Annotated in this window: 15 protein-coding genes; 8 read left to right on the forward strand and 7 right to left on the reverse strand. The window is 57.0% G+C overall.

What is annotated here, in order from left to right; genetic code table 11:
- From A4308_RS15185 to A4308_RS15205, 5 genes are read left to right on the forward strand one after another with little or no spacing between them, the layout of a single operon-like run.
- Complete coding sequence (locus A4308_RS15185) at positions 1-723, forward strand: DUF1365 domain-containing protein (protein ID WP_023330354.1); 723 nt, start codon at positions 1-3, stop codon at positions 721-723.
- On the forward strand, positions 720-1,940 hold the full coding sequence (locus A4308_RS15190) for an SAM-dependent methyltransferase (RefSeq protein ID WP_045282073.1): 1,221 nt from the start codon (positions 720-722) through the stop codon (positions 1,938-1,940). The genes A4308_RS15185 and A4308_RS15190 overlap by 4 nt, the downstream gene beginning before the upstream one ends.
- Positions 1,937-2,422, forward strand: a complete 486-nt coding sequence (locus A4308_RS15195) for a DUF2878 domain-containing protein (RefSeq protein ID WP_014883748.1) — start codon at positions 1,937-1,939, stop codon at positions 2,420-2,422. Before A4308_RS15190 ends, A4308_RS15195 begins: the two co-directional genes overlap by 4 nt.
- Positions 2,419-2,943: a hypothetical protein gene (locus A4308_RS15200; RefSeq protein WP_014883749.1), complete on the forward strand. Its 525-nt coding sequence runs from the start codon at positions 2,419-2,421 to the stop codon at positions 2,941-2,943. The genes A4308_RS15195 and A4308_RS15200 overlap by 4 nt, the downstream gene beginning before the upstream one ends.
- Positions 2,940-3,467: a DUF3833 domain-containing protein gene (locus A4308_RS15205; RefSeq protein WP_014883750.1), complete on the forward strand. Its 528-nt coding sequence runs from the start codon at positions 2,940-2,942 to the stop codon at positions 3,465-3,467. Before A4308_RS15200 ends, A4308_RS15205 begins: the two co-directional genes overlap by 4 nt.
- Before the next feature lie 2 nt (positions 3,468-3,469).
- Here the strand turns inward: A4308_RS15205 and A4308_RS15210 are convergent, their stop codons facing one another.
- Together A4308_RS15210 and A4308_RS15215 are read right to left on the reverse strand one after the other, a co-directional pair.
- Positions 3,470-3,928 carry a DMT family transporter gene (locus tag A4308_RS15210; protein WP_023330358.1) on the reverse strand — a complete coding sequence of 153 codons (459 nt, stop codon included), beginning with the start codon at positions 3,926-3,928 and terminating at the stop codon, positions 3,470-3,472.
- A gap of 3 nt (positions 3,929-3,931) precedes the next feature.
- Positions 3,932-4,366, reverse strand: coding sequence for a DMT family transporter (locus A4308_RS15215; protein WP_014883752.1), 435 nt, complete (start codon positions 4,364-4,366; stop codon positions 3,932-3,934).
- Positions 4,367-4,461: 95 nt separating this feature from the next.
- On the opposite strand from A4308_RS15215, the gene A4308_RS15220 reads away from it, so the two are divergent.
- Complete coding sequence (locus A4308_RS15220; protein WP_023330359.1) at positions 4,462-5,394, forward strand: LysR family transcriptional regulator; 933 nt, start codon at positions 4,462-4,464, stop codon at positions 5,392-5,394.
- Between the two features lie 4 nt (positions 5,395-5,398).
- Here A4308_RS15220 and A4308_RS15225 read toward each other — a convergent pair whose 3' ends face one another.
- Positions 5,399-6,427 (reverse strand): methionine synthase, encoded by a 1,029-nt coding sequence (locus A4308_RS15225; RefSeq protein WP_014883754.1) that lies wholly within the window; start codon positions 6,425-6,427, stop codon positions 5,399-5,401.
- Positions 6,428-6,450: 23 nt separating this feature from the next.
- A complete protein-coding gene (locus A4308_RS15230) occupies positions 6,451-7,425 on the reverse strand; it encodes a DUF1852 domain-containing protein (protein ID WP_014883755.1) in 975 nt (324 codons plus the stop codon).
- A gap of 353 nt (positions 7,426-7,778) precedes the next feature.
- Between A4308_RS15230 and A4308_RS15235 the strand changes: the two genes are divergently transcribed.
- A complete protein-coding gene (locus A4308_RS15235; RefSeq protein WP_032636630.1) occupies positions 7,779-8,318 on the forward strand; it encodes a DUF2058 domain-containing protein in 540 nt (179 codons plus the stop codon).
- 7 nt (positions 8,319-8,325) lie between these two features.
- On the opposite strand, the gene A4308_RS15240 is transcribed toward A4308_RS15235, so the two are convergent.
- On the reverse strand, positions 8,326-9,012 hold the full coding sequence (locus A4308_RS15240) for an RluA family pseudouridine synthase (protein ID WP_023330362.1): 687 nt from the start codon (positions 9,010-9,012) through the stop codon (positions 8,326-8,328).
- A gap of 89 nt (positions 9,013-9,101) precedes the next feature.
- Complete coding sequence (gene azoR, locus A4308_RS15245; protein ID WP_008502313.1) at positions 9,102-9,707, reverse strand: FMN-dependent NADH-azoreductase; 606 nt, start codon at positions 9,705-9,707, stop codon at positions 9,102-9,104.
- Between the two features lie 205 nt (positions 9,708-9,912).
- On the opposite strand from azoR, the gene hrpA reads away from it, so the two are divergent.
- Positions 9,913-13,815: an ATP-dependent RNA helicase HrpA gene (gene hrpA / locus A4308_RS15250; RefSeq protein WP_045282074.1), complete on the forward strand. Its 3,903-nt coding sequence runs from the start codon at positions 9,913-9,915 to the stop codon at positions 13,813-13,815.
- A gap of 70 nt (positions 13,816-13,885) precedes the next feature.
- Here hrpA and A4308_RS15255 read toward each other — a convergent pair whose 3' ends face one another.
- Positions 13,886-14,545, reverse strand: coding sequence for an O-methyltransferase (locus A4308_RS15255; protein WP_045282075.1), 660 nt, complete (start codon positions 14,543-14,545; stop codon positions 13,886-13,888).
- Positions 14,546-14,593 lie beyond the last annotated feature (48 nt).

Genomic DNA, 14,593 nt, shown 5'->3' on the forward strand with positions numbered 1-14,593 from the left:
ATGAACAGCTGCCTCTATCACGGCGTATTACGCCACCGCCGCCTCCAGCCGAAAACCCACGAATTTCGCTACAGCGTCTTTATGGCCTGGCTGGATCTGGATGAACTGCCGCTGCTGGCTGACGTCGGCGTACGGCGCAATCGCTTCGCCGCCGCCGCGTTTTATGACAGGGACTATCCGCTGGGTACGCCGCTCAAAGAGAACGTCCTGAACACGCTGGAGGGGCTCACCGGAGAACGTCCCGGCGGACGAGTCATGCTCCTGACGCAGCTGCGCTATTTCGGGTTTCATTTCAATCCGGTCAACTTCTACTACTGCTATGACGAGAAGGGGGAGCTGGGCTGGGTGCTGGCGGAGGTCCGCAACACGCCGTGGAACGAGCGGCATTACTATGCCGTCAACGGTCAGGACGCGCAGCCGACGGAAAAAGCGTTTCACGTTTCCCCCTTCAACCCAATGGACATGATCTACCACTGGCGCTTCAACAACCCGGATAACACGTTGCATATGCACATTGAAAACCATCAGGACGCGAAGGTGTTTGACGCCACGCTGGCGCTACGCCGGGAGCCTCTGACGCGTCCGGCACTGCGTGCGTTACTGCTGCGCATTCCACTGATGACCCTGAAAACCGTTTTCGCTATTTACTGGCAGGCGCTGAGGCTGTGGCTCAAGCGCGTGCCGCTGCATAACCATCCCGTCAGCAGGAGTGAACGCTCATGACCGATCCCGTCTTTGCGCTAGAACCCGATATCCCGCGCAACGTCCGCATTGCGCGTTGGCTACTTTTCCGTCTGTTAAGCGGTCTTCGTGGCGGCTCGCTCACGCTGCGTGAAGGGGCACAGACATTCCATTTTGGCGAGACATCCTCCGCGCTGCACGCCGACATTCAGATCCTCGCGCCCGGCGTCTACTGGCGCGTCTTAACGGGCGGGAGCCTTGCCGCCGCAGAAGCCTGGATGGATGGCGAATGGGAAACCACGCAACTCACGCCGCTTCTGGAAATCCTGGCCCTTAATGGCGAGGTGCTTGGCCGTCTGGAGAAAGGGTTCCGGCTGCTCGGTAGACCGCTGGAGCGGCTGCGCCACTGGACGCGGCGAAATTCCCGGGCCCAGGCGCGTGAAAATATTGCCGCGCATTACGACCTGGGCAACACCTTTTATTCACATTTTCTGGATAAGGAGCTGCTTTACTCCAGCGCGCTGTTTACTGCGGATGAGCAGGATCTCACGGCGGCGCAGCAGGCCAAAATGGCGCGTCTGTGCGAACAGCTGGCGCTGTGTGAGTCCGATCACCTGCTGGAGATCGGTACCGGCTGGGGGGCGATGGCGGAATACGCGGCACGTCACTACGGCTGTCGGGTGACCACCACCACGCTGTCGCAGGAGCAGTATATCTGGGCAACCGAGCGGATCGACCGCGCCGGGTTGCAGGATCGCGTTGAGGTTCTGCTTTGTGATTATCGCGACCTCACCGGGCAGTACGACAAGCTGGTCTCGATAGAGATGATTGAAGCCGTCGGGCAACGCTATCTGCCCGTGTTCTTCCGAACCTGTCAGGCGCGGCTGCGCCCGGGTGGCCGGATGGCGATTCAGGCCATTACCATTCAGGACCAGCGCTACCGCGACTACAGCAAAAGCGTCGATTTTATCCAGCGCTACATTTTCCCCGGCGGCTTCCTGCCGAGCATCACAGCGATGAATGAGCTGATGACGCGCCATACCGATTTTGTGGTCCGTAACCTCTTTGACATGGGGCCAGACTATGCCCGCACGCTGGCCCACTGGCGGCAGCGCTTTGTTCATGCCTGGCAGGAGATTGAAAAGCTCGGCTTCGACGAACGGTTCCGCCGTATGTGGCTGTACTACTTTGGCTACTGCGAAGCCGGGTTTAACGCCCGCACCATCAGCGTGGTGCAACTGACCGCCGAACGCGTATGAGACGTTATCTTCAGGTCTTTCTGCTGGCCGTCGGGTTCGATCTTTACTGGGCGCTGGTGGTGATCTTTCGTGAGCAGGGCCTGATTATCTGGCTTGCGCTGGCGGTGCTCGCCTGCCTGTTTTTGCCGCCGGTATACCGCCTTTACGCCATCGGTCTGGCTGCAGCGGGCAGCGTACTGGATGCGCTCTGGGCGTTGACGGGGCTGATTGCCTTCACCGGCGAGTCCCTGATGCCGCTATGGATGGTGGCATTGTGGCTGATGTTCGCCACCGTCTGGACACAGCTAGCGCGCACGACCACGTTACCCGGCTGGCTGCTGACGCTGCTGGCCGCCGTGGGAGGGCCGGTGGCGTACCTGATTGGCGAGCGGCTGGGTGCTATCACTTTTCAGGAGCCGACCTTTATCGTCGTCAGCTGGATGGTGCCGGGCTGGCTGGTATTAATGTTGTTTTTCCACCTGCTGATGGGGAGACAAAAATGAGAGCAGCGGTTTTCCTCCTTTGGCTGACGATGGTGATCCCTGCGGCCCACGCCGCCGACTGGCTGGCCTGGCGTAAGGTGGGTGACGCCACGCTCACCTGGGGCCCGTTTACGGTTTATACCTCCCAGCTGCGCACGCCGGACGGTCGCTACCGCGCGGCGGATCAGGATCAGGCGTTGATTATCACCTACGCGCGCGACATTGAACGTGATGAACTGGTGGAGGCCACGCGCGATCAGTGGCAGGCGCAGGGGATTTTGCAGCGGGAGCCGCAAAGCGAAGGCTGGTTACAGATGCTTCGTTCGCTGTGGCCGGATGTCCGGCCGGGCTCACAGCTGGCGTTTGTCCTCGATGATAAGCAGGGACAGTTCTGGTACCGCGCGTCAGCAACGCAGAAAAGCTTTATTCCACTTGGCCCGCGCCAGTCAGAAGCATTCAGCACGCGCTTTCTGGCCATCTGGCTCGATCCCCGCACGCAATATCCTGAACTGCGTCAGCAGTTACTTGGAGGACAAAAATGAAACGTTTCCTGATGATGGTGCTGGCATTGACCATGCTGCTGGCAGGCTGTAGCACAGAGGTGGCCGAGTATCGCCAGCAGCAGCCACGGCTTGATATCTTCGACTACTTCCAGGGGAAAACCGAAGCGTGGGGCATGGTGCAGGATCGCAGCGGTAAACAGATCCGCCGCTTTCACGTGGAGATTGCCGGGGATGTTATCGGCGATACGCTGACGCTCAATGAGCACTTCGTGTATGACGATGGCGAGAAGCAACAGCGGGTATGGCACATCCGCAGGCTGGGGAACGATCGCTACGAGGGAACGGCGGGGGATATCGAAGGGGTCGCTACGGGGCAGGCGGCAGGTAACGCCTTTAACTGGCATTACAGCATGAAAGTCAAAGCCAACGGCAGTAGCTGGCTATTGAAGTTTGACGACTGGATGTACCTGCAGGATGAGACCCATCTGTTTAATAAAACCGAGATGAAGAAATTTGGCGTCACCGTCGCCACGGTGACGCTGTTCTTTACCCGGAAGACGTGAGTCTAGTCGCGGGCGCTGTAGATTTTGCTGCTCGAGTAGATGAAATACAGCGCAATCCCCAGGCAGATAACCGCGCCCAGACGGCTCGGCGAAAAGGGAATAGCGGGATTACCCAACCAGCCAAAGTTATCTATCAACATGCTCATGGTGAGCTGGCCGAATATCACCGCCACCGTGGCGACGGCGGTGCCGATGCGCTGTACGGCAAGCACCATAATCACGATATAGGGCACGCCAAACATCGCGCCGAGGAGCTGCCATTTGGGTACGTCCAGCAGCGTGACCGCATGCTTAGGCTCAAAGAAAAATATGAGCAGGGCGGTCACCAGTGCGCCGACGGAAAAGGTCAGAAACGCGCTTTTGAATACCCCCACGCTGCTGCCGAGCTGTCCGTTAATCGCGGCCTGAATGCTCAGCGTAGCGCCGCCGCAAACGGCGAGAAGAATCATAATCAGTGTCATACGTTACCCCTGTGCGACCAGAACCAGTGCTGCAATGATGAACCCCAGTGCAATAATGCGCTTTGCATTTATCTTTCTGTGCGGCGAGCCCAGCAGACCGTAGTGGTCAATGATCAGGCTTTTAAAGACCTGACCGGCCAAAATCCCAATCATGGTCATTGCGATGCCGATGGCGGGTGTCGCAACGGTCAGGATGACCACGTACACCGGGCCGAGCACGCCGCCGAGCAACTGCCAGCCGGGCTGGGCAAAAAACGAGGGGCTGTTACGCGGGCTAAAAAACAGCATCAGTAAAAACGTCAGCGCGGCACCGACCCCAAAAATGCTGAACGTGGCCCATAAGTCGCCCACTTCGCCCCCCAGTGGCCCCAGTAACCCCGCCTCGATGGAGAGACCCATCCCTCCGGCTATCACCAGTAAAATCAACACAAACTGCATAACGCTTCCTCCGTTTTAAGGCGAAGAAGATTACGTCGGTCGTCCAGTGAGAAAAATGCCATAATGCAGGAAACACCTTTGCAGGAAATGCATTAATGTTCGATGCCAGTAATATCAACGTCCGCGCGCTGCTGATCTTTATTGAGGTCTATGAAGCGCAGAATTTCTCCGTCGTCGCGCGGCGGCAGGGGATATCAGCCTCACAGATATCGCGCGTTATTCACCAGCTTGAGGATGCCCTCGGTCAGCAGCTGTTCTACCGCAATACGCGCGCGGTGATCCCCACCGAAAGTGGTCATCTGTTTATCCGCTATGCCCGGGCGATGGTCGAAAACGTCGAAGAGGCGCGGCGTGAGCTGGATGAACGTTCGTCGGAACCATCCGGCACAATTCGCATTAATGGGCCGGTATTTTTTGGGCAGAGGCATGTTGCGCCAGGCCTGGCGGAGCTGACCGAGCGTTATCCGCGGTTAAACATTGAGCTCACGCTGACCGATGACTTTATCGACCCGCACCGGGATGCGGCCGATCTTATCTTTCGCATTGGCATGTTGACGGACTCGACGTTTCACGCCCGCATTTTTGGTCAGCAGCGTTACCACCTTGCCGCGTCGCCCGCGTATCTGCGCAAACACGGTGTGCCGGACGATCCGGCCACGCTGAGCGATCATCAATGTCTGGTCTATCGCGGTTCGTCCGGGCCTAACCGCTGGCTGGTGCGTCGCGAGGGGGAGAACTGGATACACTATCCGGTGGTGGCGCGGATGACATCCAATAATGCGGAGTCGTTGCTCACTGCCGCGCTGGGCGGGATGGGGATCGTCCTGTTTCCGGACTGGCTGATTGGCGACAGGCTCCAGCGGGGAGAGCTTGTCGCACTTCTGCCGGAAATGGCGTGTGCGATCAACACGGAGCCGCTGAACATTGCGGCGATCTATCCACATGCACGTCATCCGCCCCTGAACGTCAGGGCGGTGATTGATTATTACGTCGAACGCTTTGGTACGCCGCCGTACTGGCAAACGTAAAGGATTACGCGCCGAGCTCTTTGCGGATAATCTCTGCGCCTGCGCTGAGGGCTCTCAGCTTACCGTTTGCGACGTGACGGGAAAGGGGGGCCATACCGCAGTTGGTCGAAGGGTAAAGCTTGTCGGCATCGACAAACTGCAGCGCTTTACGCAGGGTATCGGCGACTTCCTCCGGCGTTTCAACGGTGTTCGTTGCCACATCAATCGCGCCAACCATCACTTTTTTACCACGGATCAGCGCCAGCAGATCCATCGGCACGCGGGAGTTGTGGCACTCCAGAGAGATAATGTCGATGTTCGAGGTCTGCAGCTTAGGGAAAGCCTCTTCGTACTGGCGCCACTCAGAGCCGAGCGTTTTTTTCCAGTCGGTATTGGCTTTGATGCCGTAGCCATAGCAGATATGGACCGCAGTTTCGCACTTCAGCCCTTCAATGGCGCGTTCCAGCGCGGCGATGCCCCAGTCATTGACCTCGTCAAAAAAGACGTTAAATGCCGGTTCGTCGAACTGGATAATATCCACGCCTGCAGCCTCTAGCTCCCGCGCTTCCTGATTGAGGATTTTGGCGAATTCCCAGGCCAGCTTTTCGCGGCTTTTATAGTGCGCGTCGTAAAGGGTGTCGATCATGGTCATCGGTCCGGGGAGGGCCCATTTGATCGGCTTATCCGTGAGCTGGCGCAGGTACTTTGCATCGTCGACGAATACCGGTTTCTGACGTGCCACAGCAGAAACCACGGTCGGCACGCTGGCGTCATAACGGTTACGAATGCGTACCGTCTGGCGGTTTTCAAAATCCACGCCGCTCAGGTGTTCGATAAAGGTGGTGACGAAGTGCTGGCGGGTCTGTTCGCCGTCGCTGACAATGTCGATTCCCGCACGGATCTGCTCATCCAGTGACAAACGCAGCGCATCCTGTTTTCCTGCCAGTAATTCCTGATCCTCTAATTTCCACGGAGACCACAGCGTTTCAGGTTGTGCAAGCCAGGTCGGCTTAGGCAGGCTGCCAGCCGTAGACGTCGGGAGCAATGTTTTCATAATAAAAGACCTATTTTGATGAATTAAAGCGTGTAGTTATCAGACCACTGCTCAAGAATGTGTTTATAAGGCTTAATAAAGTATTCTTCGGTGAATCGACCCTGTTCAATCGCCAGACGGCTTCGTTCTTCACGGTCATAAACAATTTTGGTGAATGAGTGATCCTGCTGGTTCAGATCCGGTCGGAAGCACAGTCCCGCCGACGAGTTGGCGTTATAAATTTCCGGGCGATAGATTTTCTGAAACGTTTCCATCGTGCTGATGGTGGCGATCAGTTCAAGATTGCTGTAATCGTTCAGCAAATCACCGGTATAAAAGAACGCAAAGGGCGCCACGCTGTTTTCTGGCATGAAATAGCGCACCTTTAGGCCCATTTTGGCAAAGTACAGTTCCGTTAATGACTCGCCATCCGGCTGATACTCAATGCCAAGTACAGGATGCTGGTTGCCGGTGCGGCGGTAGGTGTCTTTGCTGGAAACGCTGAGGCAGATCACCGGTCCTTTTCTGAAGTTCTCTTTATATTCCGGCGAACTCACAAAATGGCGGAATATGTTGCCGTGCAATTCACCAAACTTTTCCGGAACGCTGAAGTGCTGTTGGTTCTTGTTATGTTCCAGCAGCAGAACGCTGAAATCATAATCCCGCACGTAAGACGAAAAGTTATTGCCGACAATCCCCGGGATACGCAGGTTGTTTTTCTTGTCGACGATGGTGGTTTGCAATATCTCAATGGCCGGGAACGGCTTATCCGCACCAATGTTCAGATCGACGGAGATAATTTCAAGCTCAACCGCGTAGCGATCGGCGTTGGGGTTATCCCAGCGCGCCAGTGCGTTGAAGCGGTTATTGATCATCACCAGGGTATTGCGCAGGTTTTCCTGACGCTTTTCTCCGCGCGCCAGGTTGGCAAAGTTGGTGGTGGTACGCGTATTTTCTGACGGGTTGTAATTCTCATCGAAGCAACTGCGCTTAAGGGTATAGGTGAAAGCTTTGCTCATTGTCGTTATGCATCCTAAGTTCATGTTGCTAAGAAGTTACCGATGCATAATTTATGCCTGACCCCGCGGCGCAGGGGAAGTGACTTAATTTCACTGCAACATGAGCGAAGTTCATGAAGCGTGATACTCGCGTGTCGCTGCCTTCTTGCCGGGTGGCGCTGCGCTTACCCGGCCTACGGTTCAGCGTCGTTTGTAGGCCCGTGCAAGCGCAGCGCCGCCGGGCGAAGCTCGCACTATGTCTGCAATATGTGCTTTGCCGTCACCGTTAACCCGCTGCAGAGGATTGGCATTTTTTTATTTCTCTTCAATTCCCGCTATAATCCCCAAAATTTCCAACCGGTTTAGAAACGATCATGACAAAACTCACCTTACAAGAGCAGATGCTGAAAGCGGGCCTCGTTAGCAGCAAGAAAGCGGCGAAAGTGCAGCGTACGGCAAAGAAATCACGCGTTCAGGCTCGTGAGGCGCGCGAAGCAGTGGAAGAGAATAAAAAAGCGCAGATCGAGCGTGACAAGCAGCTCAGCGAACAGCAGAAGCAGGCCGTGCTGGCAAAAGAGTTTAAAGCACAGGTGAAGCAGCTGATTGAGATGAACCGCATCACCGTGGCGAAAGGCAATATCACCTTTAACTTCACTGACGGTAATCTGATCAAAAAACTCGACGTCGACAAGCAAACCCAGACTCAGCTGATCAACGGCCGTCTGGCGATTGCCCGTCTGGTGATTAACGCCAGCGGCGACTGTGAATACGCGATTATCCCGGCAGTCGTGGCCGATAAAATTGCCCAGCGTGATGCCGACTGCATTGTGTTAAACAGCGCGCTCAGTCAGGAAGAGCAGGATGAAGACGATCCCTACGCGGACTTCAAAATCCCTGACGATTTGATGTGGTAAACCGCCGTCAGAACGGGGCGGTGTGACGGGCAGTAACCGGCTCGCCGCTCACCGGATGAATAAAATTCAGCTCGCAGGCATGCAGCATCAGCCGGGGCGTGATTTCCGCCCCCGGCGCGTCAAGACCGCCATAAAGATCGCAGCCCAGAATCGGGTGCCCCAGCTGCTGGCAGTGAATACGCAGCTGATGGGTTCGCCCGGTTTCCGGGGTAAGCGTCACCCGCGTTAACGGCACTCCCGTTCCCTGATAAAAACGTTCCACCACCCGATAGCGGGAGCGGGCGGGTTTACCGTTAATGGCGCAGATTGACATCAGCGGGAACAGCGCCGGATCTTTGGCAATCGGGGCATCTATCACGCCCTCATCGTTTTCCAGATGTCCACAAAGCAGGGCGCTGTAAACTTTCTCCACGCTGCGCTGGCTGAACTGCTGGCAGAGCGCCGCATTGATCGCTTTATTACGCGCAATCACCATCAGCCCGGACGTGCCGAAATCGAGACGATGCACCAGCGTGCAGCCCGGGAACGTCTGAACCAGACGATAATGGACAGAATCAAGGTTTTGCGGATTTTTTCCCGAGAGGCTGAGCAGACCGGAAGGCTTATTGATCAGCAGCAGATGTTCATCCTGCCAGAGGATCTCAATGTCGTCATGACACGGTGGGGCAATAAAAGAATCAATAATCGCAGACATCAGGCCGCCCGGCTGGAGAGTGGGAGCGGATGATAACGAAATGTGGAGAAAAGAAAAACCCTCCCACCGGGCGGTGAGAGGGGGAAATCTTAGGCGGCAACCAGGCTGTCGATCGCGGCTTTCGCGTCGGTCTGCGCTTTCGTCGCCACTTCAGGACCGTAAGCGATGCCTTCCGCGAACACGAAGTTCACGTCAGTGATGCCGATGAAGCCCAGGAACAGGCTCAGGTACGGCGCAACCAGGTCGGTTGGGGTGTCTTTATGGATACCGCCGCGGCTGGTCAGTACGATCGCACGCTTGCCTTTCACCAGACCTTCAGGGCCGTTTTCAGTGTAACGGAAGGTTACGCCAGCACGCGCCACCAGGTCGAAGTAGTTCTTCAGCTGAGTAGGGATGTTGAAGTTGTACATTGGGGCGTTAATCACGATAACGTCGTGCGCCTGCAGCTCAGCAATCAGTTCGTCGGACAGGGCCAGGGCTTCCTGCTGACGCGGGCTCAGCGGAGCATCGCTCGGACGCAGCGCGCCAACCAGTTCACCGTCCAGCACAGGAATAGGGTTTGCCGCCAGGTCGCGCACGGTGATTTCGTCAGCGGAATGCTGTTCACGCCACTGTTCAACGAAATAATCAGACAGCTGACCAGACTGAGAGTACCCTGCCAGAATACTGGATTTCAACACTAATACTTTGCTCATGGGTGATTCCTGTTTTTGCATTTGATTGAAGGGGGTTGCCCCGTTGCTTGTTGACACTCTATTCACAATCCTGCCACAGAGATAGCGCAATATATCGAAGTCTATGTTCGAATTTTTTGAATAAGGCGCAGAAAGCGTCAATGTGGTACTCTATAGCAATCATTAAAAAGAGATTTTACCCGGCAGAGCACTGCCCATTAACGCTATGACAGAACACCAAAAAATCACCTTCCCGATGCTCCTGCAAAGGCTTGATGCCCTGATGCTGCGCGATAAACAGCGGTTTGCGCGTCGTCTGCATGGCGTGAAGAAGGTTAAAAATCCTGATGCACAACAGGCCATTTATCAGGAAATGGCGAAAGAGATTGAACAGGCAGCAGGGAAAGTTGTGCTGCGCGAAGCTGCACGCCCGGCAATTACCTACCCGGAAAACCTGCCTGTCAGTCAGAAAAAACAGGACATCCTGGAAGCCGTGCGCGACCACCAGGTGGTAATTGTCGCAGGGGAAACCGGTTCGGGGAAAACCACCCAGCTGCCGAAAATCTGCATGGAGCTGGGACGCGGGGTGAAAGGTCTGATTGGCCACACCCAGCCGCGTCGTCTGGCGGCGCGTACCGTGGCGAACCGTATTGCCGAAGAGCTGCAAACCGAGCCGGGCGGCTGCATCGGTTACAAGGTGCGATTCAGCGACCACGTCAGCGATAACACCATGGTCAAGCTGATGACTGACGGTATCCTGCTGGCGGAAATCCAGCAGGATCGCCTGCTGATGCAGTACGACACCATCATCATCGACGAAGCACACGAGCGCAGCCTGAACATTGACTTCCTGCTCGGTTACCTGAAAGAACTGCTGCCGCGTCGTCCGGATCTGAAAATCATCATCACCTCCGCGACCATCGACCCGGAGCGCTTCTCGAAGCATTTCAACAATGCGCCGATAATTGAAGTGTCAGGACGCACGTACCCGGTGGAAGTGCGCTATCGCCCGATTGTCGAAGAGGCGGATGATACCGAGCGCGACCAGCTCCAGGCCATCTTTGACGCTGTCGACGAACTGGGCAACGAAAGTGCGGGCGACATTCTGATCTTTATGAGCGGCGAGCGCGAAATTCGCGATACCGCCGATGCGCTCAGCAAGCGCGATCTGCGTCATACGGAGATCCTGCCCCTGTACGCGCGCCTGTCGAACAGCGAGCAGAACCGCGTGTTCCAGCCGCACGGCGGACGCCGCATTGTGCTGGCGACCAACGTGGCGGAAACCTCGCTGACCGTACCGGGGATCAAATACGTGATCGACCCGGGCACGGCGCGTATCAGCCGCTACAGCTACCGCACCAAGGTGCAACGCCTGCCAATAGAGCCGGTTTCTCAGGCGTCGGCCAACCAGCGTAAAGGCCGCTGCGGTCGTGTGTCGGAAGGGATCTGTATTCGTCTCTATTCCGAAGACGATTTCCTGTCGCGCCCGGAGTTTACCGACCCGGAAATTCTGCGTACCAACCTGGCGTCCGTTATCCTGCAGATGACCGCCCTGGGGCTGGGCGACATCGCGGCGTTCCCGTTCGTGGAAGCGCCGGACAAACGCAACATTCAGGACGGTGTCCGCCTGCTGGAAGAGTTGGGGGCCATTACCACCGACGAGCAGGCTACGGTCTATAAACTGACGCCGTTGGGTCGTCAGCTCAGCCAGTTGCCGGTCGACCCGCGTCTGGCGCGCATGGTGCTGGAAGCCCAGAAGCACGGCTGCGTGCGCGAGGCGATGATTATCACCTCTGCGCTCTCCATTCAGGATCCGCGCGAGCGTCCGATGGATAAACAGCAGGCGTCAGATGAAAAACACCGTCGCTTCCACGACAAAGAGTCCGATTTCCTCGCCTTCGTGAACCTGTGGAACTATCTCGGCGAGCAGCAGAAAGCGCTCTCCTCGAACCAGTTCCGCCGCCAGTGCCGCGTGGATTTCCTCAACTACCTGCGCGTGCGCGAGTGGCAGGATATCTACACCCAGCTGCGCCAGGTGGTGAAAGAGCTGGGCATTCCGGTGAACAGTGAGCCGGCGGAGTACCGTGAAATTCATATCGCGCTGCTGACCGGCCTGCTGTCCCACATTGGGATGAAGGACGCAGAGAAGCAGGAGTATACCGGCGCGCGCAATGCCCGTTTCTCCATCTTCCCCGGTTCCGGCTTATTCAAGAAGCCGCCGAAGTGGACCATGGTGGCCGAGCTGGTGGAAACCAGCCGCCTGTGGGGACGCATTGCCGCGCGGATCGACCCGGAATGGGTTGAGCCAGTCGCGCAGCATCTGCTGAAACGCTCATACAGTGAACCACACTGGGAGCGTGCGCAGGGGGCAGTGATGGCGACCGAGAAGGTGACCGTTTATGGCCTGCCGGTGGTGGCCGCGCGTAAGGTCAACTACAGCCAGATTGACCCGGCGCTCAGCCGCGAGCTGTTTATCCGCCACGCGCTGGTGGAGGGCGACTGGCAGACGCGCCATGCGTTCTTCCGCGAAAACCTGAAGCTGCGCGCCGAGGTGGAAGAGCTTGAGCATAAATCCCGCCGTCGCGACATCCTGGTAGACGACGAGGCGCTGTTCGAATTTTACGATCAGCGCATTAGTCACGATGTGATTTCCGCCCGCCACTTCGACAGCTGGTGGAAAAAGGCCAGTAAAGAGACGCCGGACCTGCTCAATTTTGAAAAGAGCATGTTGATTAAAGAGGGGGCGGAGTCGGTCAGCAAGCTCGACTACCCGAACTTCTGGCATCAGGGCAATCTCAAGCTGCGTCTGACCTATCAGTTTGAACCGGGGGCCGATGCGGACGGCGTGACCGTCCACATTCCGCTGCCGCTGTTAAACCAGGTCGACGAGAGCGGGTTTGAATGGCAGATCCCCGGCCTGCGCCGCGAGCTGGTCATTGCGCTAATTAAATCGCTGCCGAAACCGGTGCGGCGTAATTTTGTGCCTGCGCCGAACTACGCGGAAGCGTTTTTGGGCCGCGTCACGCCGCTGGAGCTGCCGCTGCTGGACGCGCTGGAGCGTGAATTCCGCCGCATGACCGGGACGACCATTGACCGCGAAGACTGGAACTGGGATCAGGTACCCGATCACCTGAAAATCAGCTTCCGCGTGGTGGATGATAAAAACAAAAAGCTGCTGGAAGGGCGTTCCCTGAGCGAGCTGAAAGAAGCCCTGAAAGGCAAAGTCCAGGAGACGCTCTCTGCGGTGGCGGACGACGGTATCGAGCAGAGCGGGCTGCATATCTGGAGTTTTGGTCAGCTTCCGGAAAGCTACGAGCAAAAACGCGCTAACTATAAGGTGAAAGCCTGGCCAGCGCTGGTGGACGAGCGCGACAGCGTGGCGATCAAGCTGTTTGATAATCCGCAGGAACAGCAGCAGATGATGTGGCGCGGGCTGCGTCGCCTGCTGCTGCTGAACATTCCGTCACCGATTAAATATCTGCACGAGAAGTTGCCGAACAAGGCCAAGCTGGGTCTGTACTTTAACCCGTACGGCAAAGTGCTGGATCTGATTGACGACTGCATCTCCTGCGGCGTGGACAAACTGATCCACGAGGCGGGCGGTCCGGTCTGGACGGAAGAGGGCTTTGCTCAGCTTCATGAAAAGGTCCGCGCGGAGCTTAACGACACCGTGGTGGAGATTGCCAAACAGGTCGAGCAGATCCTCACCGCCGTGTTCAACATCAACAAGCGCCTGAAGGGGCGCGTGGATATGACCATGGCGCTGGGGCTGTCGGACGTGAAGGCGCAGATGGCGGGGCTGGTGTATCGTGGCTTTGTCACCGGCAACGGCTTCAACCGTCTCGGCGATACGCTGCGCTATCTGCAGGCAATTGAAAAACGTCTGGAGAAAATGGCCATCGACCCGCACCGCGATCGCGCGCAGATGTTGAAAGTGGAAAGCGTGCAGCAGGCGTGGCAGCAGTGGCTAAACAAGCTGCCGCCGGCGCGCCGCGACGATGAAGACGTGCAGGCGATCCGCTGGATGATCGAGGAGCTACGCGTCAGCTTCTTTGCCCAGCAGCTCGGTACGCCGTATCCGATTTCGGATAAGCGTATCCTGCAGGCGATGGAGCAGATCTCTGGCTAAAAGCCTTGCCCGATTTTCTCCCTCTCCCTGTGGGAGAGGGTCGGGGTGAGGGCATCAGCCCGCACAATTTTCACCCGTTCACAATCGCCAGCGTAAACCCATCCCATCCCTTAACCCCCACCGTTTGCAGCGCGGTGGCGGTTAAGCGCGGGTTATCTCCAGTCATCTCGATAAAACGCCGCACGCCCTGCACGCGCGCGTCGTCGCTTTGCCCGTTAACGACTTCACCCTCGCGCACCACGTTATCGCCGATAATTACCGTACCGGGACGGGAATAGTACAACGCCCACTCCAGATAGCCGGGATTGTTCGGCTTATCGGCATCAATAAAGATCAGGTCGAACGGCGTAACGTCACCAAAATTTTCGAGCGAGCTCAGCGCCGGGCCTTCAATCAGTTCAATGCGATCGTTCAGCCCCGCGAGGTGAATATTCTGACGCGCAACGTCGGCATGACTCGGGTCGGCCTCGAGCGTAATCAGCTTTCCGTCCGGCGGCAGGGCGCGCGCCATCCAGATTGAGCTATAGGCACCCAGCGTCCCGATCTCGAGAATGCGTCTTGCCTGCGTCATGCGCACGAACAGCGCCAGCAGCTGCCCCTGATTGGCCGCCACGTCGTGTTCGGGCAGCCCGGCGCGCTTGTTGTTTTCCAGGATCTGACTCAGTACGTCATCGTCAGGGATCAGCGAAGAAATCATGAAATTATCTACTGCAGACCACTGTTGTTGCATAGATTGACTCCTTGGGAAGGATTGCCGGGTGGCGGCTACGCCTTACCC

It is taken from the genome of Enterobacter sp. ODB01, assembly GCF_001623605.1.
Classification (GTDB): Bacteria; Pseudomonadota; Gammaproteobacteria; order Enterobacterales; family Enterobacteriaceae; genus Enterobacter; species Enterobacter kobei.

Bases quoted from the DNA above. Each gene is read 5' to 3' on its own strand.
- A4308_RS15255 (WP_045282075.1), bottom strand. From the start codon at position 14,545: ATGCAACAACAGTGGTCTGCAGTAGATAATTTCATGATTTCTTCGCTG.
- A4308_RS15190 (WP_045282073.1), top strand. From the start codon at position 720: ATGACCGATCCCGTCTTTGCGCTAGAACCCGATATCCCGCGCAACGTC.
- A4308_RS15215 (WP_014883752.1), bottom strand. From the start codon at position 4,366: ATGCAGTTTGTGTTGATTTTACTGGTGATAGCCGGAGGGATGGGTCTC.
- A4308_RS15230 (WP_014883755.1), bottom strand. From the start codon at position 7,425: ATGAGCAAAGCTTTCACCTATACCCTTAAGCGCAGTTGCTTCGATGAG.
- A4308_RS15195 (WP_014883748.1), top strand. From the start codon at position 1,937: ATGAGACGTTATCTTCAGGTCTTTCTGCTGGCCGTCGGGTTCGATCTT.
- A4308_RS15240 (WP_023330362.1), bottom strand. From the start codon at position 9,012: ATGTCTGCGATTATTGATTCTTTTATTGCCCCACCGTGTCATGACGAC.
- azoR (WP_008502313.1), bottom strand. From the start codon at position 9,707: ATGAGCAAAGTATTAGTGTTGAAATCCAGTATTCTGGCAGGGTACTCT.
- A4308_RS15220 (WP_023330359.1), top strand. From the start codon at position 4,462: ATGTTCGATGCCAGTAATATCAACGTCCGCGCGCTGCTGATCTTTATT.
- A4308_RS15225 (WP_014883754.1), bottom strand. From the start codon at position 6,427: ATGAAAACATTGCTCCCGACGTCTACGGCTGGCAGCCTGCCTAAGCCG.
- hrpA (WP_045282074.1), top strand. From the start codon at position 9,913: ATGACAGAACACCAAAAAATCACCTTCCCGATGCTCCTGCAAAGGCTT.
- A4308_RS15200 (WP_014883749.1), top strand. From the start codon at position 2,419: ATGAGAGCAGCGGTTTTCCTCCTTTGGCTGACGATGGTGATCCCTGCG.
- A4308_RS15205 (WP_014883750.1), top strand. From the start codon at position 2,940: ATGAAACGTTTCCTGATGATGGTGCTGGCATTGACCATGCTGCTGGCA.
- A4308_RS15185 (WP_023330354.1), top strand. From the start codon at position 1: ATGAACAGCTGCCTCTATCACGGCGTATTACGCCACCGCCGCCTCCAG.
- A4308_RS15210 (WP_023330358.1), bottom strand. From the start codon at position 3,928: ATGACACTGATTATGATTCTTCTCGCCGTTTGCGGCGGCGCTACGCTG.
- A4308_RS15235 (WP_032636630.1), top strand. From the start codon at position 7,779: ATGACAAAACTCACCTTACAAGAGCAGATGCTGAAAGCGGGCCTCGTT.